The sequence below is a fragment of the Lysinibacillus sp. FJAT-14222 genome, from assembly GCF_001278875.1.
GTDB lineage: Bacteria > Bacillota > Bacilli > Bacillales_A > Planococcaceae > Lysinibacillus > Lysinibacillus agricola.
The window spans coordinates 21,539-43,115 of record NZ_LIYL01000031.1; the positions used below are offsets into that span (position 1 = coordinate 21,539).

The following is a 21,577-nucleotide window of genomic DNA, read 5'->3' on the forward strand; positions in this document are numbered from 1 at the left end:
TTGTCTTTGTATCACTCAAACCAATGGAGTGGTTGTGGGTTTAAATTCATATTAATTTGTTTTGTTTCTTGATACTCATCCAGTCCATATGTGCCAATGCTACGACCTATTCCACTATGTTTGTAGCCGCCCCATGGTGCCTGAATGTTTGTGAGGTGATAAGCATTCACCCATGTAATTCCTGAACGAACTTTTTGAATGACACGTAATGCTTTATTACTGTCGGTAGAAAAGACCGCACCAGCTAATCCATAATCAGAGTCGTTTGCGAGACGAATAGCCTCTTCTTCATCTTTGAACTTTTGAATCACAACAACTGGTCCGAAAATTTCTTCCTTAACAATTCGCATATCGCTCGTTACATTGGTAAACACCGTTGGTTCAATGAAGAAACCTTTCTCCATCCCATCTCGCTCAATACGATTACCACCGCAGGCCAATGTAGCCCCTTCTTCTTGACCGATACGGATATATTCAAGAATGCTGTTCATATGATTTTCGCTAACTATTGCACCCGCTTTTGAGCTTTCATCATGTCCGGGGCCAACTTTAATTTGTTGTGCGCGTTTTACGTATTCTTCAACAAACTTATCGTATATTCCCTTTTGCACTAACACTCGACTACCAGATGAGCACACTTGTCCACTACCATAAAAGATTCCAAATAAAGCATAGTCAACAGCTGTTTCGAAATCAGCATCATCAAAAATAATATTAGGGGATTTCCCGCCAAGTTCTAATGATACTTTCTTCAAGTTTCCTGTCGCCGCATGCATGATACTACGCCCAACTCCTGTGCTTCCTGTAAAGGAGACAACATCCACATCGTCACTTTCAGCAATCGTCTGGCCAACGACGGTTCCACCACCCAGAATTAATTGCGCAACACCTTTCGGTAAATCTGTTTCATCGATTAACTGAAACAGTTTGACAGCTGTTATCGGTGTAATTTCAGCCGGCTTTAATATAATTGAGTTTCCTGCCGCAAGTGCTGGAGCTACTTTCCAAACCGCCATTAACAATGGATAGTTCCATGGAACTATTAACCCCGCTACTCCCATTGGTTCTTTCACAATCATCGTTTGTAAACCTTCCATTGCTTCATATATTACACCTGCTTGATTTTGAATAAGGCCTGCATAATAACGAAAAGCGCTAATTGAGTCGGCAACATCACCCTCTGCTTCCCTTAACACTTTTCCGTTATTTTGTGTTTCTAACTGAGCAATTTCAGCTGCATGTTCTTCCATTTTGTCAGCAATTTGTAGTAATATCGCAGCTCTTTCTTGTGGATTTTTTGAAGACCAAACGCCACTTTCAAAAGTTGCTTTCGCAATTTTAATCGCTTGTTCAACCTCTTCTTTAGTTGCTTTCGGGGCTTTAGCAATCACTTCTTGATTTGCAGGATTAATTACATCAAATAGTTGAGGATTACTTGAATCAATCCATTCTCCATTTATATAAAGCTTTAATTGTTCCGTCATCTGCTTTCCTCCCTAACTGTTTATAAAATTATTTATGTTTATTAGTACAAAAGCATGCAGGTATTGCATAATTCATAAAAACTGCATAACTTCAACGTTTTGTTTATAACTTGATAAGAATTCAAGTGAGTTTTTTATACTCACATCTATGTGTTTTCTCCTGTTACATTACATTTTCTCTTTACAATTATTTAGGAATGATTAAAAGAGTCTGTTATTTATAACATTTTTTTAAATGTACTTTCCTTTTTATTAGCAAGTTTAAATTATTATTCAGGAATGCCCATTGCTTCCTTGTACTGCTTGTGAAAATGCTTTATGCCATGCTCAGTTGGTGAATAAATCCCATTATCAAAAGCCTTTGTATGAAGCCCAGATTGTAATAATTCAACGAGATCAAAGTCTTCTTTACGAACTTGATCGACAAATTTAATAAGTTCTTCTTGTTTATCCGTAATTTTCTCGGAACTAAAATAGTAGCTGTAAATTGCCAAAGATTGGTTTGGTGAGATAGGTAGTATTTGGCTTGTCGTTATGTTTCCTTCTTCACCAGGATAAATGCTAATCATTAAGTTAGGCCATACCCAATAGAAAAATGCTGGATCTGCTTCTTCTCCTTGTTTCATTTCAGAATATTGACAAGTGTATGTGTTAAACGTGTCGATATTGTAATTTTCCAAATCAAATGTTTTGGCAAATGCAGGGTGCGCTAATTTACAATGATCACACTCTAAATAATTGTCAACGACTGCTTTCCAATTTGCTTCAATCACCCTTTCAGTCGTTCGGATTCTCTTCAAAGTATTTATAAACTTATATTGATCAAGACTTTCAACTAGATCGCTATATTCGGATTGAAACGATTTAGCGTTTGGATCTAAGTTTACAAAAATGAGAGATTGGTAAATTTCTAGCTTAACAGATGTCATGCAATTGTGGTCACCTAAACTATCTTTATCAAAATTTGGTGCACGATTTACTTTTCCGTCTAGTTTGAAAGACCAACCATGGTATGAACAGAGAAATACTTTTTTGTTTCCGGAAGCGCTTTTTTCAACACGTGTACCGCGGTGTGGGCAAATGTTATAAAAGGCATTTACTTTTCCATCGTTGTTTTTGCTAACAATAATGGATTCTCCAGCAATTTCGAAAGTGAAAAAATCGCCTACTTTTTCTAATTGACTCATATGGCCAACGAAGACCCACTTTTTAGAAAAGATATTTTCTTTTTCTTCATCAAAGTATTGTTGTTCCACATAGTTTTTGTAAGACAAAGTCGCATTTGCTTTGTTGCTAAACGTAGTGATTGTCATTGTTCTTTCATCCTCCCTATAAAAAATGCATTTTGATATCTATAGCTCTATATCGCAATTATTGTACCAACTTCGAAAAGACGATGGCATCAAGGTAGAGAAGTTTTTTTCACGCTTAGAAATGGGGAAAGTGAGTTTTTCCTAACTCAAATTACGTCTTATTTTTTTATAGTAAACGGTTCGGTCGCGATTTTAATCGAATTTGTTGGACATTCCTCTACTGCAATTTCTAATTCCTCTATAAAATCTTCGTGGATCTCGGTATTACCAGCATTTAGATCAAGTAATGAAAAGGAAAGACCTTCTTCATCATGGTCAAATAAATGAGGAGCGTTTTCAGAACATGCGCCGCATGCTATACATGTTTCGCGGTCCACCATCGTATATACTGTCATATCTTTTCCTCCTCATATGATTTTTAGTTTGTTACTTTCTCTTTAAATGTTGTCTCCATCAGGCTTGTGCTATGAAGTGTTTGTTTTTTAGCTTGTGGATCAACGTACATTTTCGCCTCATTGACTGCAATCGGCACCTCTCCAAATCCTGTAACAATTAGCTTTACTTTTCCTTCGTACGTACAAATATCCCCTACTGCGTAGATCCCTTCAATATTTGTTTCCATCTTCGAGTTTACAACGATTGAATTTTTTTTGATCTCCAAGCCCCAGTTTTTTATCGGACCTAGCGAAGAAACGAAACCGTAGTTTACAAGAACATCATCTACCGTTAATTCAATTGTTTCTTCACTTTTGTTGTTTTGAATGATGACTTTCTCTATTTGTACGTCTCCGATTAATTTTGTTGCGACATATGGTGTTAGGATTTCCACACGTGATTTTTTTAACAGATCAACACTATACTCATGTGCCTTAAACGAATCTCTTCTATGAACTAATGTTACTTTTTTTGCAATTGGTTCTAACATAAGCGCCCAATCAACAGCAGAGTCACCGCCGCCGAATATTACAACTTCTTTATTAGAAAATTTCTCAATCGTGTCAACGAAATAATGCAAGTTCTTTCCAACGAAAGTTTCTTCATTTTCCAACTTAATCGTTTTTGGTTGGAACGCACCATTTCCAGCAGTAATAATAATCGTTTTTGAGTAATGCGTTTGTTCATTTGTCGTAAGTTCAAAAACACCATCTTCGCGTCTATAAATCGTTTGGACTGTTTGGCCAAGACAATGATCCACTTTAAACTGATTCATCTGTTCGATGAGGTTATTCACAAGGTTTTGCGCACTTACTTTAGGAAATCCTGCTACATCATAAATAAACTTTTCCGGATAAAGTGCCGATAACTGTCCGCCAAGTTGCGGTAAACTTTCAATAATATTGATGGAGGCTTGTCGCATTCCAGCATAAAATGCGGTGAATAAACCAATGGGACCTCCACCAATTATTGTAATATCATATATTTTGGAATATCCATTCATTAAAAAAACCTCCGTTTTTTACAATTAGAGTAATTATAAATATCAGACATTTACATTACTTCCTATATCCTATAGAGTAAACTTAGGCACATCATTTATTCATTCACAACAACATCCTCTCTTCACTTAAAAGTCCTTGATGAACGATTCATAAACTTATAAAGCAATTTTCATGCCACTTTTAAGTAAGCTTGATGATTAGCTAGTTTCGTTATCAAAATGCTTGAACTCTTGATGATTGAACGAACTTAAATTGACTCAATTTGAATTTTATTAGACTCAATTTTAATGAGGGGGAGGTTTTTAAATGTTCGCTAGTTTATCTACTGATCTTGAAATGGAGGCATTGCTCCAAATTTTAGATTATTCGTCGGATGAGATCTTTGTTCTTGATGAAAATAGACGAATTATTTTTGTGAATAATGCATGTGAGCGGCATTACGGATTGAAGAAGTCTGATGTAATCGGAAGATTTAGCGATGAATTATTTAACGAGGGGTATTGGACACCGTCTGTACTTCCTGAAGTATATGAAAAGAAAAGACCCATCTTCATAAAACAAACTACTATCTTAGGTGCTGAATTGCTAACATCTGCTATACCTATAATAAATAAGGATAATGAAATTAAATTAATTGTGACGACAGCCCGAGAATTGCAAAACTATAAAATGCTAAAATTGACGCAGCAAAATAAGATGGATCCTATTCGAGAACCCAATGTAATCGAATCGGCGATGATGACAAATAATAAAAAGGTAAAGAAATTGCTTCTATTAGCACAGAGAGTTGCAAAAACCGAATCGACGATCTTAATACAAGGGGAATCAGGAACTGGGAAGGGAGTGCTTGCGCAGCATATTCATAATGCTAGCAATCGTAAATCTCATCCATTCTTAACCATTAATTGTGCAGCGATTCCAGCAGATTTGTTAGAAGCCGAATTATTTGGGTATAGTGCTGGATCTTTCACGGGTGCAAATAAAGGCGGTAAAATCGGATTAATTGAATCAGCGGAAGAAGGCACATTATTTTTAGATGAGATAGGAGAGTTGTCTTTACCCCTTCAAGCAAAATTACTTCGAGTAATTCAAGATAAGATATTCATTCCGATTGGTAGTGCTAAAGAGAAAAAAGTGAATGTTCGTATTATCGCAGCAACGAATCAAAAGCTTATTGAAATGGTAGAAAAAAAACAGTTCCGCGAAGATTTGTTTTATCGTTTAAATGTGATCGATATTCAATTGCCATTACTTAGAGAGAGAAAAGAGGATATCATTCCGTTAACGTATAAATTTTTGTATAAATTTAATGTCATGTACGAAACGAATAAAGTTATTTCAGAAAAATGCTTAAAGTTGTTTACGGAGTACTCTTGGCCAGGAAATATTCGACAACTCGAAAATGTCATGGAAAGATTAGTCATTATAAGCGATGACGTCATTGATGTGGAGGACTTACCAGAGTTAATGTACCGTCAAATCGAACAAGTGCATCAAGATTCACCTGCTACGTTGGGAGAAGCGATCGATTTTGTGAAAGAAAAAATGGTGAAAAAATCATATGAAAAGTATGGCAGTTCTAGAAGAGTGGCAAGTGATTTACAAATTAGTCAAACACAAGCATCGAAACTAATAAGGAAATATTGTGATGAAAATTGATAGCAAGTCAAATCAGAAACAATATATTTAGCTTTACGATGCTCGTCATATCTATTCAATAAAAAACTCGATCACTTACAAAAGCGTACCGCACTGACCTAATTATATGAGACAAATAAAAACACCTTTCATTGAATAGCAGGTATTTAAACCTGAAATACTCAATCTGGAGGTGTTTTTTCTATGGGGACAAGGGTTCAAATAATATTATTTAGTTTAATTGGGGTATAGAATGGGACTCCCCCCTTTTAGTATTGAAAGAAGTGTATGAAATATTTCTACAATTAAATTTATCTTATTATTATAAAAATCTAAGGTTGTCCACAACTTCTTTAGCAACTATCCCAACTAACTAATCATTTTATACCTGTAGAACCAAACCCTTCTTCTTTTCTATCTGATACATTTAGCTCCAAATTAGTTTCAATTAGTTCAACCTCAGGAAGTTTTTTAGCATATTATCCCTCCCGTTAAGAAGGTATGTTCTACAGCTACCGAAAACACATTTCTTAAAGTAACTTGCTCTGCATTAATCCATGAAGTTATACTGCGCAAAGATGTTGAACTTTAAATGTGCAACATCATATTTAATTGGTTTTTATTTAATTATTTGTAGATTGAGTGAAAAATATTGGTAGTGGTGTTTATATCGTCTGCCTTCCTAGAAACCAGTAGGCGTGATTATCCATATTACCTTCAAAGTTTCTTTTCCAATATTGCGCCAAGCATGGGGTTTATGACTTGGAAAATTAATTGTATCTCCAATATTTAAGATATAAGTATTTGTATCTACGGTAATTTCCATCTGCCCTTCTAAAATTATAATACATTCCTCATCACCTGCATGATTATACTGAGAACCACTGCATCCTCCCGGCTCTACTTCACATAAAAGAACCTGTAATTTTCCCTCTCCTGTTGTCAGCATGTAGTCCGTTAACTTTCCATCTGGATATGGCATTTTTTTTCGTCTATCTTTACGAACGATCGAGACATCCTCAATTATATGTGGATCCACTTCATTGTCACTAAATAGTGCAGAAACAGGTAGATCTAAAGCATCTGCTATTTTTTTTATAGTTGCAACTGAGCCATCCGTCAAACCACGCTCAAATTGGCTGATAAAGCTTGCTGTTAATCCAGTTTTCTCTGCGATTATTTCAATGGTATAGTGTTTTTCCTTACGAATTCTTCTAATATTCTCTCCTAATGATTGGTTATTCATAAAAAAACCTCCTTGACTGAATTTTCAGAATACTATATATTTTAAGTGACGCTTAAATTTTTATATTTTTTTAAGTGATACTTAAAGTATACCACGAATTGGAAAGAATGGTTATTTCACTTTTTCATATCTAAGGGGTTTATTTATTATCTAAAGGAGGGGTTATAATGGGAGAATTTATTTTTACAATTGCTTATGGGAGTTCACTAATTGTTTTGGGCTTTATTACAAGGGGTTATTTAAAAAAAATGGAACAGCAAGCTTCTCAACCAACTATACCTAAAAAAGTTGATAAGGCGGTGTAGTCGATGGTATTTATCGTAGGGATCATTGTATCGTTTATTTTATATATTGCTATTGGTGCAATACTATCAAAAAACGTCAAAAATACGGAAGACTTTTATATATCTGGTCGAAGTGGATCAACGTTAATGGTTACAGGGACGTTAGTGGCATCTTTTTTAAGTACTGTATCTTTTATGGGGGAAGCCGGGTTTTCTTATGAAGGTTATCCGATTCCATTATTAATTCTAGTAATTTTTAATGCAAGTGGTTATATATTTGGAGTTTTTCTATTTGGACGTTATTTAAGAAGAAGTAAATCTCTTACTGTTCCTGAATACTTCGGGAATCGCTTTAATTCAAGAAAAGTTCGCTTAATTGCTGCGATTACAACAGTTATTGGAATTGCTGCATACTTAGTGGCAGTAACTCAAGGTTCATCTCTTCTATTGTCCGAAATATTCAATATCCCTTATGCCATAGCAATTGTGATTATGTGTATTGTCTTCGCCTCCTTTACGGTAATGTCAGGTGCAAAAGGTGTAATGGTTAATGACACGATCATGTTCTTTCTTTTCTCGTTAGCAGCTTATGTGTCTTTTCCATTCATCATCAAAGCTACTGGCGGTTTCCCTGATGCTATTATGAAAGCTGCTAATAATGTAGAAAAACCCAATATCTTTAGCTGGCACGGTGTTACCGGATCAGGTGCCTATATGGGATCGCCAACAGATGTATTAATATGGGCAGTTATAATGGGACTTGTATGGGGTTCTGTAGTAGCGATTAGTCCATGGCAAAGCAGTCGATACTTAATGGCAAAAAATGAGCATGTAGCCATTCGATCAGGTGTTTGGGCAACTATTTCGATTTTTACGATTTATATATTCTTACATTCTAGTATGGCGATGATCAACAATGTGAATTCATCTATTTACCCTACGGAAAAAGTATTCATTTGGGCAGCAATGCATCTTGTCCCTTCTTGGCTTGGAGTTATCATTGTAAGCGGCATTATGGCAGCAGCTCTTTCATCATGTGCAACATTTTTACAACTTATCGGTAGTAGTATCGCTAATGATATCATTCAACCATTCAGTAAGAAGAAATATAGTGATCAGAAACTACTGAGTTTTAGTCGAATTTCAATGATTATTGTGACGGTTAGCGTTCTAATAATTGGTGTATGGCAACCTCCTTCTGTCATGTGGATTGGCTATTTTGCAGCAACTCTTTTTGCAGCATCATGGGGACCTGTTGCTTTTTCAAGTGTATTTTCAAAAACTGTAACAAGTCTTGGTGCTTTCTGGAGTATTATTGCAGGATTTTTAGGAGTAATTGCTGGAGAAGCGATCGGTATATTAATTAAGTTACCTATTTACCTCCATCCAGTAATTATAGGATTTATCCTTAGCTCTATTACTCTGTATGTAGTTTCTAAATTTGGTGTTATTACTGAGGAAGAAGTTTCATATCAACGAATGCTTCATCAACAACCAATGGAAGAAAACGAGAAACAAGAAATGGCAATTACAAAACGATACCCTACTTATTTAATCATAAGTGGAATCGTTGTCGTAATTATCACATTTGTTTTCTATTATTGGCCTATCTCACATGCTTAAAAGAAGGAGGATTTGCTATGTCGGAATTTAAATATTTATTTACACCTGTTGAAATTGGAAATACGATAATCAAAAATCGTATTTTATCAACAGCACATCAAACAAATCACGTACTGGACGGTATTCCTACAGATGATTTAATTGCTTATCATGTTACTCGTGCAAGAGGCGGTCTTGGTCTGATTATTTTAGAAGCTGGTGCAGTGCATTCGTCTGGTCTTTTAACAACACATACAATTGCTGCTTTTGATCCTAGTATTAAAGAAATCTATCGTAAGTTGATAGAGAAAGTTTCTCCATATGATACGAAAGTTTTTGCACAACTTTTTCACGGAGGACGTGAAATTGTGTCCAGTAATTATCGATCTGCTGCACTTGCACCCTCTTCTATCCCAAGTTTGCGTTTTGGCACAATGCCACGGCCAATGTCATTCTCAGAAATTCAAGAGGTGATTACAGGTTTTGCTAAGTCAGCGCGCAATGCAAAGGATGGCGGACTACACGGTGTTGAGGTTTGTTGTTCCCATGGGTATTTGCCTGCACAATTTTGGAGTGAACAAACCAATAAACGCAACGATGAATATGGTGGAAGCTTTGAAAATCGTATGCGTTTTATAGTAGAAACAATACAAGCAATATGGCAAGAAGTTGACGAAGATTTTACTGTAGGAATTCGAATGAGTTCTGATGAGATGACAATGGATGGATTAACTATTAAAGACTCCATCAAAATTGCAGAGTATTTGACGGATAAAGTTCGTGTTGATTTTATTAATATTACTGCTGGCGATTCCAGTACTTATGCAGGTTCTACTCACATTGTTCCGCCGGCTCCGATGAAACAGGCATATTTGGCCCCTGATAGCTTTAAAATACGTCTAGAAGCAGCAGTTCCTGTATTCGTTGGTTCACGAATTGTCGACCCGATTCAAGGTGAAAAAATTATTAGTAGTGGTCGAGCGGATATGGTTGGAATGACACGTGCTACTATTGTCGATCCTAATATGCCAAATAAAGCAAAAAATGGTGAACATCAAATGATAAATGCTTGCATTGGTTGTCTACAAGCATGCATTGGGCATTATCATAAAGATTTACCAATTGGTTGTGTTCAAAATCCACAAGTAGGTAACGAAGTATTCTTTGAGCGCGTTCTTCAGCAAAATAACCCTTCTAGAAAAGTACTAATTATTGGTGCTGGACCTGGTGGACTTGAAGCAGCCATTACTGCGGATACTATGGGTTATGATGTAACAGTGGTGGATCAATCGGATCGTATTGGTGGGTCACTAAATTTGATGCTACATGCACCACAACGAAATGAAATGGCTTCAGCGATGCTCGATAATTATTCACGCCAACTGGCATTGACTAATATTCAACTAAAGCTTAATACAAAGTTATCTCCAAAGGAAATTGAAGAATTTAAGGCGGATGCAATTATTTGTGCAGTTGGTTCACGACCTTATATTCCTAATGTTGAGGGAGTAATGGATGAGAGAGTGATATTAATTGATGATTTATTTAAGAAAAACATTTTTAAAAAGAACGAAAAGGCAATAGTATTTGATTTTAAAGGAGATTGGGCTGGGCTAGAGGCAACTCTTTATTTAGCAGAAAAAGGTTGTCAAGTAACACTTGTTACTGCGCGTTTATATATTGCAGAAGATGTACATCAGTATTTACGAAATGAATACATGAAGCATTTATACGCGGCAAATATCGAAATGATTACACATCACGATTTTGGTGGAATCTCGAAAGATGGAATTCACATGCGTAATCTATTTACACATGAGAAAAGATTAATAAATGCTGATCATGTTATTTTAGCTGTTGGAAGAATACCGAATACAGAACTGTTTGAGACAATAAAGAACATGGCTCCTTATGTAGCTCAAATTGGTGATTGTCTCGCACCAAGAACGATTGAAGAAGCAACGTTGGAAGGTTTAACAACTGTTACTCAAATTGAAGAACAAATTACTAATTCTTTGAATTTAAATATATAGTTTAAACCTTAAAAGCGTATTCGAAAAAATCCCGAATACGCTTCATTTAATCTTCCATCGTTTCTAAATAGCCTTGCTGTAAACATGTATCCGTCAAAAATTTCTTAATCCTCGTAGCAAATGACATTTCAATCGTGCTACTCGTAACGGCTAATATCTCCCCTTCTCCAAAAATCACATGCTTTACTTTTGAGCCAACGATTAACGCTGACTCGGTTGTAATCGTCCGCTCATTACTGTATTGCTTCAGTGCTTTCCTCGGACTTTCCGGCGTTTTCTTTGGCAATTCCTGCGGTGAAACAATTTGTTTTAACGCCTTCATGAAAATCGATGGCACCACACTTGTTTTAAAGCGCTTACTATACGAAATTAATTCCAAATGGCTAATCGCACGCGTGATACCGACATAAAAGAGTCGCGTTTCTTCCTCGATTTCTTCTTCTGCCTCACTAGGTAAAATTCCCTCAATCAAGTCAATCAAATACACACGGTCAAATTCCAAGCCTTTTGAACTGTGCAATGTTGTCAGTGTAATTGCATTCAATTCATTTTTTATATGAGACGAACGTGCTAAATTTTCAAGCTGCTTCAAACGACCCGCAAATTCGGTCATCGTCGGCGTATGACGAGCAATTAAACCAAGTACATTCACAATATCTAATAAATTTTCATAATTAAAACCGAGTTTCTCACTCATTTTCTTTAAGGTACGCTCATAACCAAAGTCATAACGGATATGCTCTAGCATAGCTGTTGGCGTCGTTTTATCAAATTGAATGCTATCATACGTTTTGCGAATCCGCTTAATATATTCAGGCTGATAATCCTTTAACTCAACGTGCTCTAACAACTGTGTGAATACACAGCCATCATCCGGCACTTTCTGTAGCGCCTTCAATTGCGTTGGTGTAATATAAGCATTCATTTTTCTGTAAACTTTTTCAAATACCGTGATATTTTTTGTATTGTACGCTAAACGCATGAAGTTCTTAATATCCTCCACGACCCAATGCGTGAAAAAGCGAATCGTGGAATCTTTCATATAGAAAGGCAAACCTGCTCTGTCAAACGCGTCCATAAGCGGAATGGCTGACGTGTTATTTCGATATAAAATAGCCGTTGAGCCGCGCTTAGACAGATTTTTCAACTGGTCCACTAAATATTTGGCCTGTAAATTGTAATTCTCTAGGATTTTAAACGAGATTGGCTCTGCTGCAGGATTTTCCGTAAACATTTGTTTGTTATAACGTTTTTTATTTCGCTGAATGAATATATTGGCTGGCTCTACAATCGTTGCAGATGAACGATAGTTTTGCGTCATAAGTAAAACATGCGCCTCCGGATATATCTTTCGGAAATTCAACAAATAATCTGGCTCTGCACCGCGCCAGCTATAAATGGCCTGATCCTCATCTGCAACGACGCATAAATTTTGATGGACTGCGACGAGCTTCGCGATGATCGCATGTTGAACGGGCGATGTATCCTGACTTTCATCTGTTAAATAATAATCGTAGCGGCGTTGGTATTGCGCCAACACCTCTCGATTTTTCGTGAAAATATCATTCGCCATTAATAGCATATCGTCAAAATCAATTAACAAACGGTCACTACCTGTGCGTTTATATTCCTCATAACGCTGTAAAATCTCGACTTTTCTTGGCACCTTTACTTCTGCAATTGCCCATTCCTGTTCTGGTAGCATTTTATTTTTGATAAACGTTATGTACGTCAGTAGCTCGTCTAACTGATCTTCGGTAATTTTTGAACCATTTAATTGTTCAAAAATCTCGCGAAGCACTCGTTTTTTTGAAACAACACCAGGCTTGTCCGATTCTTCAATGATGCCGTACGAAATGCCCTGACGTTCAAGTGTCTGCCGCACAACTTGAAATGCTAAACTATGAATCGTCGAAAAATCAACCGGTGGCAAATGCGGGAAAAACTTTGCAAAACGTGACTTCATATCACCGGCTGATGCCTTACTAAACGTGACAGCCTTTATGCGAGAAGGATTAACACCAAGCGCCTCAATCATATAGCCGATACGCATAATAATCGTCGTCGTTTTTCCTGAACCGGGAGATGCCAATAGTAATAGCGGACCATTCGTTTGCAACACCGCCTGCGTCTGCACATCATTTAGACGAACGCCAAGTGAACGCTCCTTTTCCTCAAAAAACGCTTTTTGCGCTCCATTCATATCAATCGCTCCGTTCCAAAAAATCTATTCTTTATTATACCAAATGATGAGGATTCATCCGAGGAAAGCAGCACAATATTAAAGCAAAGAAAAGCTGTAACAAAAGCTCTCCCCCAAGCAGAAGTTTACTTTTGTTACAGCTCCAGTAACTCTCTATATGTTACTTATTGTTTTTTTCTGCTGACATGGCTTCTGTTACACTAGCGGCTTTTGTCAGCTTCCCTTCTTTTTCAAGCTGAGCAATCAGTTCATCTAACGTGATCCCTTTTTCTTTAGCCATTTCTTCTAAATTGACAGGTTCACTGGATTTAGTAGTTTCCCACATGTCGTTGTTGCTCGCAGCATATGCAGATCCTGCAACAACAGATAACCCTAGCATAAGTGTAGCGATTGATAATGTTTTCTTCATATAAATTCCTCCTAAATTGTTTTTAGCCTCTACCCTACGATGGATAGATTCCATAATCTCACAATAGAATCGGATTGCCTGCACCATTTCTATTGGATGTCACCAATATATAACAATCCATGTTAAATCCGTGTTAAGAGGAATACTTCTCCAAAATCCGAAAAAAAAGCCTTAAATAAACAGTTCTAACTGCCACTTAAAGCCTTTTACATATCCTGTTAAATTAATTTAATATAATCTTAAACCAAGTACCGCCATTTTTATTGTCTGTAACTGTAATTTTTCCGTTATGTTTGTTTATGATACTTTGCACAATAGAAAGTCCCAAGCCTGAACCGCCCATTTCACGAGAGCGTGATTTATCCACTCGGTAAAACGGTTCAAATATATTCTTCTTTTCTTCATCGGGAATACCAATTCCAGTGTCTTTAATGTCAACTATTATCTGCTTTTTATCCGATTTAACTTTAATCATTACCTTACCGCCATCGATATTGTATTTAATACCATTTTCAACAAGGTTATAGAACGCTTGATAAAGTAAGTCTATATTTCCATAAACAACAGCATCAGCGCAATCCAAATATAATGTAACATTTTTTTCATTAGCAATATGAGAAAGTTCGGAAACAATATCTTCTAAAACATCCTTCAAACAAATAGTTTCATTTTCAAATCCAACATTCATATTTGTCATATCCAAAAGGCTACGAACAAGCTCGGATAATCGCTGTGTTTGCTTTTCAAAAACAGAAATCAAAGCAATATATTCTTCTGTAGAATGTGTATGTTTCTTTTTAAATACATCAACCTTTGCTTTTAAAACCGCAAGTGGCGTTCGGAGTTCATGGGCCGCACTTGCAGAAAAGCGGCTTTGCATCATAAAAGCATCGTTTAGCTTATCCGTCATTTCATTAAAAGACTGCGTTAGCTCAGCTATTTCATCATTGGTTGGTGGAATGTCCATCGTTTCCGATAGATTATGCACAGTCCTATTCTTAATTTGACTATTTAGTGTATCAAGTGGTTTTAACACTTTGCCCGATACATAATATGTCAATATGCCCCCACCGACAATGACTAAAAGCAGATAAAAAACACTTTTAATCTGAAAGTCCGTTCTTGCTTCTTGTACATCTTCTGATGGTGTAGTCATCATGGCATTTGATGGCGTTTGGAGATTGTCAATAATATTGCTATCTTCACCAACCACTTGTGCAGGTGATAGAACCGCTGCATCAATTCTCGTTGCCATTATACCAGCAGAAAAATTTAAAATTAATGTAAGCCCTACACAACAAATCGTTAACAAAATTACCATCATTACAGTAAGTCGCAGCCGAATTGGCATTTTTTTAAACATCAAGCATCACCATCATTTTTAGTAATAAAATAACCCTCACCAATCTTAGTACGTATTGGATCATAGTCTAAAAGAGCTTTCAGTTTTTTTCGTAATGTAGCTATATGAACTCGAATAGCACCACTAAAGCTATCGGCATTTTCATCCCAAATGTGTTCAATTAATTCTTCTTGACTGATTACCTTTTCTTGATTAAGCAGGAAGTATTCAAGCAATGCGAATTCTTTTTTTGTTAGTTTTAGTTCTTTTTCACCCATAAATGCGGTGCGTTTTAATAAATCAATTTTTATATTACCGCAAGATAAAAGGTTATTTTCCTGCACAAATTTTCGCCTTAATAAATTTCTAATTCTTGCTTCCAATTCTGCAAAGGCAAATGGTTTAGCTAAATAATCATTTGCACCAATATCTAAACCTTTAACTTTGTCATTTACGCTACTTCTTGCACTAAGGATTAAGACTTTTATTTCTTTATTTTCTTCTCTTAACTTTTCTAAAACCTTTAATCCGTCCATTTTTGGAAGATTTAAATCAAGTATTATTAAGTCATAATTTTCAACGTACGCCAGTTCATAAGCATCTTCTCCATTACTACATGTATCAACTGCATACCCATCTATTCTAAGTCCCTCAGCAATAGCTTCCTGTAAATCTATCTCATCTTCAACAACAAGAATTCTCATATATCGTAATCACCTCATTTTTATTATTTTAAATAGGTGTGTGTTAAATCTATGTTAAGCAATTATTATTAAATAGTAATTTATTTCTGTAAAGGAATACTTTCATTGTAACTAGTTTATGCTTTGATTTATAGCAAATTTTCGACCTGCTTTCCTTCCTGTAGTAAAGTTCATAAGTTGATACTATTACATCGACTTTACGGAGTCGATACTGAAAATAAAAGCACCTCCAATAGGTTAGATTTTTGTCTAACAATTGGAGGTGCCATTAATTGTAAAGCTGTTTATTTTAACGATATTCTATAACACATATCTGAATATTTTAAGATTCAGTGATATTCAATGCTCGTTTTTATGAAGATTAAAGCGGAAGGTCTTTTCGTTTAAATACTTCTAGACTTGCTATATAGAGAACTATGCCAATACCTAAAAGAATGAGTAGCTTCCACCAATAGTTTTCGCCTTCTAGAATAGCAGTTGTATCAAATAATGCATTAACTGTGAAGTAATTAAGTACATTAAGGCTTTCGTCAACTGAGCTTAGCAACTGAAATAAGAAAAAGGCAATAGGAATACCAGCCCCAAAAGCAAGGGAGTTTTTCGTTAAGTTGCAATAGCTTGAGAAAAAGAACGAAATACCGCTAATTGCAAACATTAATAATAATAAACCAACATTCAGCATAACAAAATCAGCTACCACAATATCTGTGTTAGATTGGAACACTTGAATGGTTACAAGACCAGCAGCTGTTTCAATAAAGAACATGACAACTAAAGCTATAATTAAGTAAAAAGCTTGTGTAACAATAATTGTAGATCGTTTCGTTGGTGTTGATAATAAGTAGGCCATGGAGCCGCGATCAACTTGAGATGCAATTAAACTATTTGCTGTCATAATGATGAAAATAATTGGGAATATGACACCATGAATTGAATAAAATGTTGAAGCAAGCATACTTAGTAACGTCGTCTTTCCAAGTAATCCTGCTAGTGGTGTACCTTCTACTAATTGACTAACATCTGTTAATGTACTAGCATCGAATACAGCAATCATTACTACTTGTAATATAGTTAAAACAATAGTGAAAATAAGCCAAAGTTTCACATTTGCGCGTAAGGTTTGTTTAAAAATCGTACCATTAATCATTAGATTGTCCTCCTGAGTATAGGTGATAGAACTGCTCTTGAAGCGTATGTTTTTGTTCTGTTAAATTATCGAATTGATACGTTGATAAAACAGCTAAAAATTTATTTAATGTATTATTTTCAACATTTACAGAAACAGTTGTATTACTAATAGCCACCGAATCGATCTTCTCTTGAATAAAACGAGTACATTCCTGCTCATTACTAAACTCGATGATAAATTGTTGATTTTCATTTGACGTAATCGTTGAAATGGATTTGATCGTAATTATTTTACCCTCTTTAATCATCGCCACTTTATCACAAGTTTCTTCGATTTCTTCGAACATATGGCTAGACATAAAAATCGTTTTGCCTTTAGCTTTTTCCTCTTTGATAATTTGTATAAATTCCGCACGCATTAATGGATCAAGTCCCGTTGTAGGCTCATCTAAAATAAGAATTGGAGCGTTGGCCATCAATGCGACAACAATCGCGGTTTTCTGTTTCATTCCCTTTGACATACGTTTAATATTTGCTGAAGGGTCAAGCTGCAGTCTTTCAATTATTTGGTTTGCATAGCTTAAATCCGTTAGTTTTAAAAGTTCTGCTTGTTGATGAATGAACTCCCAGCCAGTTTTCACATCAGGAAAGGCAATTTCTCCTGGAATATAGCCAACCCACTGCTTAATTTCCGCAGCATTATGCCACGCATCTAGGTTCTTAATTTTCACTGTTCCGGTATTTGGTTTTAAAAACCCCATTAAATGGCGAATCGTCGTTGTTTTCCCTGCTCCGTTTGTACCAGCAAACCCAAATGCTTCACCGGATTCAATTGAAAGGTTGATATTAAAAATCCCTCGACTATCTCCGTAATCTTTCGTTACATTTTGTAATTCAATCATTGCCACGCTAATTCCCCTCCTACACGTCTATCATAAAATTCCATGAAATGCTTTTCTAAACTAAACGGCACTTCGTTGAAACTTGAGATAGGAAAATCGGCTAATAATTTGATGAGTTGTGGTAAGTCACCTGGATAGCAACCTACTTGAAGCTCATTTGTTTGTTCATTTTTAAAGAGTAGATGGATTGCTGCATTCGATTCAATCATCTGCACAAGCTGCGTATAATGCATTGCGTTTTGGACTGTCAAATTAAAGACCTTTTCTGTCATTTTTAATAATTCTTGTTTGTTAAATGAAGAAATCAAATGTCCATCTTTAATAATCGAAATTTCATCACAAGTAGCATCGACTTCAGTAAATATATGACTTGAAAGTAATATTGTTTTGCCACGTTTTTTTTCTTCTTTCACGAAATCGATAAAGCGTTGCTGCATAATTGGGTCTAAACCACTTGTTGGCTCATCGAGTACGAGTACATCCGGATCATGCATGAATGCCGTCACAATCGCTAATTTTCTTTTCATACCAAGTGACATACGTTTTATCTTTCCTGAAGCATCAAGTTCAAAGAAATCGATTAGTTTTTTACAATGTGTATCATCTTTAACTTTTCGTAAATCCATCATCATTTGAATGAATTGCTCACCTGATAAATTTTCCGGCAAAGCTACTTCGCCAGGTAAATAGCCGAGCTTTTCTTGGATGGTACTAGCATTTGTCCAACTATCGAGACCATTTACGGTAACGATACCTTGTTGCGGTTTTGAAAATCCCATAATGTGACGAATGGCAGTCGTTTTTCCAGCCCCATTTGGCCCTAAAAATCCATACACAGTACCTTTTTCAACATTGAATGAAACATCAAAAATCCCCCGTCCATGTCCATAATCCTTTGTGACATGTTGTAATGAAATCACCGTCATCTTCTCACTCCTCGAATCTCTATGAAATTTAGCCATTTTAGCTATACTATCGTATTAATACAATCTCTTTCCGAACATACTGTTGAATAAACCTCAACCTGCTTTCTTAGATAAACCTTTATCTAAATAATGATAATGGTATAAATCGTGATGGCAATAGCACTACTACTACCGAAGTCACAATGGTTGATGCTAAAGTATTATTTCCCTCAATGAAAAATATATATGCTTCACACGAAGAGGTGTTATCTTTTGAAAATTGTATGGAGGGAAAAGAATCACGACCACTTTATTTCCCCCTTATTTTCAGTTACAATGATAAACAACACGTTGTTCTATTACACTTCAAATTATAATCATCGATAAAACTCTTATCAATAATCAGAATTAACGGATGTGTCGTTTAGCCGACACCTTTCCTGAATGTGTTGGTAAAAAATTAGGAGGGAAATAATATGCGGGATATAAATACAGATTTACGTGTCGTTCGTACAAAAGAATCTATCCGGGATGCATTGATCGATTTGATAGAAGAAAAAGGTTTTGAGGCAGTTACCGTTAAAGATATAACAACTAAGGCAAAAATTAATCGTGGAACCTTTTATGCCCATTATCAAGATAAGTATGATTTAATGAACAAATGTGAGGAAGAATTTATGCAAGAAATGGCTGATATGATCATAAAGAATTATCCGGATCTCATTGCAGACATTGAAGCGAACACTCCAACTACTACCCCTTTTACCATTATGGTTTCAATTTTTGAATATATAGATCAAAATAGACGGTTTATGAAAGCCATGTTGGGTCCAAAAGGAGATTTATCGTTCCAAACTAAATTAAAAAAGTTCATATGGAAAACACTATTTGAAAGTAACAATAATCCACTTATTAAGCAGGAGAATTTCCTAGTTCCGGCTGAATACTTAATTTCCTATGTTGCATCGGCACATATAGGTGTTATTCAGCAATGGCTTAACAGTGATGGAGAGAAATCACCGCAAGAGATGGCTCGTATTTTATCCACGATGACTATAAATGGCCCTTTCTTTGCTGCAGGTTTAAAAAAGTAATTGGGAGGGGAAATATGGATCGACGTGTGGTGAAAACAAGAAAAGAAATACGGAAGGCACTACTTTCATTGATGGACGAAAAGGATTTTGAGGTAATAACAGTTTTAGATATTACAGAACGTGCAAATATCAATCGAGGAACTTTTTATTTACATTACATTGATAAATATGATCTGTTGGAAAAGTACGAGCAAGAGCTATTTGAGAAGCTTGAGCATGTTGTATTGGCGTATTTAAAGGATGATGATACTATGAGTGAATTTCTTCATAAACGGTATCCTACCATCGTTCACGTTTTTCATTGTTTACAAGAAGAAAGAGAATTACTCTCAATTTTATTAAAAACAAGAGGAATCTTTACCTTTCAAGATCGAGTAAAGAATGCATTTATATATATGTTCCGAAATTACACACCATCAAAAGTGACCGAACATCAATTTTCATACCCCGTTGATTTTTTGGCGCTATTTGGAAGTGCAACGTTTATTAGTGTGATTCAATATTGGCTTAAATCAGATATGAAACAAACACCGGAACAATTAGCTAAAATGATAACCGATATTATTTTTAAAGGGCCCATAGAAGCTTTTGGGGTTCTCCCATCTACTAAATAAATAATAACAGGCCCCTACTTTTAATGCAGAGGCCTGTTATTATTTTATTTTATAACTTCCGTATCTATTTCTTCAGGTTGACTAGGCTTTTCAATAAGCTGCTTTACCCATAGTAAAATAAACGAAATTACTGCAATCCAGGATAATACCACGCCATTTCCATTAAATACACCCTGACCGAAGTATAAAATATCTTTTAAACCATTAATTAAAAACTTCATCGGCAACCATGGTAAAATGTAATCTTGATAAAAAGCTGGTAACATTTCAGGTGCCAATTGAATTAAAGGTAATCCAAAGAACATCAGTAAAACGAAGACAACTAAGCTAGGTAGACTTAACCAAGTAATCGTTGCTAGTATTAAAAATAAGAAACCTAAACATGCAAGCGAACTAAATAAGGCGACTTTATTGAAACTTTCGAAAGAAAAACCTAGTATCCATGTTGTTGACCAAGTGACAAAATAGCCAGCAAAAAACGCGTAGATGATTGCAACAATGGATTGTACTAAATTGAATTGTAGCTTTTGTTTCTTTGAAATAAAAGTAGTCTTCTTCTGCGCTAAATAAATTAAAACAGCTCCGATAATACTCGCAAACCAAAGAGGTTGGAAGAATGCTGTTGGGGCAGATCCTAAATCCCCTACAGCGTTTACATAAATCGTTTCCGCATGAATGGGTGCAACTAATGTTGTGACCTGACCTGCTTGAATTGGTACGTTTGCTTGCTCAATATTTTGAAGCAATTGTGTACTCATTACCGAATTCAGTTGCTTAACAATGTTATCCAAGGCAGATGTTAGCATTGTTGATACTGTTGTATTTGCTCCTTGATTAATATAAATGAGCATCTTTGGATTTTCAGGAGAAGGTGTTTGTAACGAAGCAAATTGTGCAGAGAAATTTTCAGGTATCACTAATCCCCCATACACCTCTTGTTCTTTCATCGCTTCTTCCATCGATTTAACTGAGTCGTAAACTTTGAACTTAATCGTATCCATTCCCGTTGCTGCTAATTGATTTTGCAAATTCTGCAATAAGGTATCTCCCATTTCTCCAGCATCTTCGGACACAAGAGCAGCAGGTAAATCTTTTGGACTCATTTTAACAGCTGGAATTTGTGTTGATAGAAAAATAATTCCTAACACGATGACCGCAATAAATGGTAGTACTAAAAATTTGTTTTTCATCTTTTCTCCTCCAATTAATAAACATTGTGTTGGTTTATTAATATAAA

At 35.7% G+C, this 21,577-nt stretch carries 19 protein-coding genes; 6 read left to right on the plus strand and 13 right to left on the minus strand.

What is annotated here, in order from left to right; translation table 11 throughout:
• Positions 1–11: 11 nt before the first annotated feature.
• The 4 genes from AN161_RS14290 to AN161_RS14305 form a co-directional block, all read right to left on the minus strand.
• Positions 12–1,484, minus strand: a complete 1,473-nt coding sequence (locus tag AN161_RS14290; protein ID WP_053595035.1) for an aldehyde dehydrogenase family protein — start codon at positions 1,482–1,484, stop codon at positions 12–14.
• Between the two features lie 269 nt (positions 1,485–1,753).
• Positions 1,754–2,797, minus strand: coding sequence for an aromatic ring-hydroxylating dioxygenase subunit alpha (locus AN161_RS14295; RefSeq protein WP_053595036.1), 1,044 nt, complete (start codon positions 2,795–2,797; stop codon positions 1,754–1,756).
• 158 nt (positions 2,798–2,955) lie between these two features.
• Positions 2,956–3,192 carry a ferredoxin gene (locus tag AN161_RS14300; protein WP_053595037.1) on the minus strand — a complete coding sequence of 79 codons (237 nt, stop codon included), beginning with the start codon at positions 3,190–3,192 and terminating at the stop codon, positions 2,956–2,958.
• A 23-nt stretch (positions 3,193–3,215) separates the two neighbouring features.
• Positions 3,216–4,235 carry an NAD(P)/FAD-dependent oxidoreductase gene (locus AN161_RS14305; RefSeq protein WP_053595038.1) on the minus strand — a complete coding sequence of 340 codons (1,020 nt, stop codon included), beginning with the start codon at positions 4,233–4,235 and terminating at the stop codon, positions 3,216–3,218.
• A 307-nt stretch (positions 4,236–4,542) separates the two neighbouring features.
• On the opposite strand from AN161_RS14305, the gene AN161_RS14310 reads away from it, so the two are divergent.
• Positions 4,543–5,895 carry a sigma 54-interacting transcriptional regulator gene (locus AN161_RS14310; RefSeq protein WP_053595039.1) on the plus strand — a complete coding sequence of 451 codons (1,353 nt, stop codon included), beginning with the start codon at positions 4,543–4,545 and terminating at the stop codon, positions 5,893–5,895.
• Positions 5,896–6,556: 661 nt separating this feature from the next.
• On the opposite strand, the gene AN161_RS14315 is transcribed toward AN161_RS14310, so the two are convergent.
• Entirely contained in the window at positions 6,557–7,120 is a 564-nt protein-coding gene (locus tag AN161_RS14315; RefSeq protein WP_053595040.1) for a cupin domain-containing protein, read from the minus strand.
• 167 nt (positions 7,121–7,287) lie between these two features.
• On the opposite strand from AN161_RS14315, the gene AN161_RS29695 reads away from it, so the two are divergent.
• From AN161_RS29695 to AN161_RS14325, 3 genes are read left to right on the plus strand one after another with little or no spacing between them, the layout of a single operon-like run.
• A complete protein-coding gene (locus AN161_RS29695; protein WP_158003031.1) occupies positions 7,288–7,425 on the plus strand; it encodes a hypothetical protein in 138 nt (45 codons plus the stop codon).
• A gap of 3 nt (positions 7,426–7,428) precedes the next feature.
• Entirely contained in the window at positions 7,429–9,027 is a 1,599-nt protein-coding gene (locus AN161_RS14320) for a sodium:solute symporter family protein (protein ID WP_053595041.1), read from the plus strand.
• Positions 9,028–9,044: 17 nt separating this feature from the next.
• The gene (locus tag AN161_RS14325) at positions 9,045–11,039 is read left to right on the plus strand and encodes an FAD-dependent oxidoreductase (protein ID WP_053595042.1); all 1,995 of its coding nucleotides are present in this window, start codon (positions 9,045–9,047) and stop codon (positions 11,037–11,039) included.
• A 46-nt stretch (positions 11,040–11,085) separates the two neighbouring features.
• Here AN161_RS14325 and AN161_RS14330 read toward each other — a convergent pair whose 3' ends face one another.
• From AN161_RS14330 to AN161_RS14360, 7 genes are all read right to left on the minus strand, one after another.
• Complete coding sequence (locus AN161_RS14330; RefSeq protein WP_053595043.1) at positions 11,086–13,242, minus strand: ATP-dependent helicase; 2,157 nt, start codon at positions 13,240–13,242, stop codon at positions 11,086–11,088.
• Positions 13,243–13,402: 160 nt separating this feature from the next.
• A complete protein-coding gene (locus AN161_RS14335; RefSeq protein ID WP_053595044.1) occupies positions 13,403–13,651 on the minus strand; it encodes a hypothetical protein in 249 nt (82 codons plus the stop codon).
• A 223-nt stretch (positions 13,652–13,874) separates the two neighbouring features.
• Positions 13,875–15,014: a HAMP domain-containing sensor histidine kinase gene (locus tag AN161_RS14340; RefSeq protein WP_053595045.1), complete on the minus strand. Its 1,140-nt coding sequence runs from the start codon at positions 15,012–15,014 to the stop codon at positions 13,875–13,877.
• Positions 15,014–15,697 carry a response regulator transcription factor gene (locus AN161_RS14345; protein ID WP_053595046.1) on the minus strand — a complete coding sequence of 228 codons (684 nt, stop codon included), beginning with the start codon at positions 15,695–15,697 and terminating at the stop codon, positions 15,014–15,016. Before AN161_RS14345 ends, AN161_RS14340 begins: the two co-directional genes overlap by 1 nt.
• Before the next feature lie 361 nt (positions 15,698–16,058).
• Positions 16,059–16,844: an ABC transporter permease subunit gene (locus AN161_RS14350; protein WP_053595047.1), complete on the minus strand. Its 786-nt coding sequence runs from the start codon at positions 16,842–16,844 to the stop codon at positions 16,059–16,061.
• On the minus strand, positions 16,837–17,727 hold the full coding sequence (locus AN161_RS14355) for an ATP-binding cassette domain-containing protein (protein WP_241774567.1): 891 nt from the start codon (positions 17,725–17,727) through the stop codon (positions 16,837–16,839). The genes AN161_RS14350 and AN161_RS14355 overlap by 8 nt, the downstream gene beginning before the upstream one ends.
• Complete coding sequence (locus tag AN161_RS14360; protein ID WP_053595049.1) at positions 17,724–18,653, minus strand: ABC transporter ATP-binding protein; 930 nt, start codon at positions 18,651–18,653, stop codon at positions 17,724–17,726. Before AN161_RS14360 ends, AN161_RS14355 begins: the two co-directional genes overlap by 4 nt.
• Before the next feature lie 455 nt (positions 18,654–19,108).
• Between AN161_RS14360 and AN161_RS14365 the strand changes: the two genes are divergently transcribed.
• Positions 19,109–19,726 carry a TetR/AcrR family transcriptional regulator gene (locus tag AN161_RS14365; RefSeq protein WP_053595050.1) on the plus strand — a complete coding sequence of 206 codons (618 nt, stop codon included), beginning with the start codon at positions 19,109–19,111 and terminating at the stop codon, positions 19,724–19,726.
• A 14-nt stretch (positions 19,727–19,740) separates the two neighbouring features.
• Positions 19,741–20,340 carry a TetR/AcrR family transcriptional regulator gene (locus AN161_RS14370; RefSeq protein ID WP_053595051.1) on the plus strand — a complete coding sequence of 200 codons (600 nt, stop codon included), beginning with the start codon at positions 19,741–19,743 and terminating at the stop codon, positions 20,338–20,340.
• A 44-nt stretch (positions 20,341–20,384) separates the two neighbouring features.
• Here the strand turns inward: AN161_RS14370 and AN161_RS14375 are convergent, their stop codons facing one another.
• A complete protein-coding gene (locus AN161_RS14375) occupies positions 20,385–21,530 on the minus strand; it encodes an ABC transporter permease (RefSeq protein WP_053595052.1) in 1,146 nt (381 codons plus the stop codon).
• Positions 21,531–21,577: the final 47 nt, after the last annotated feature.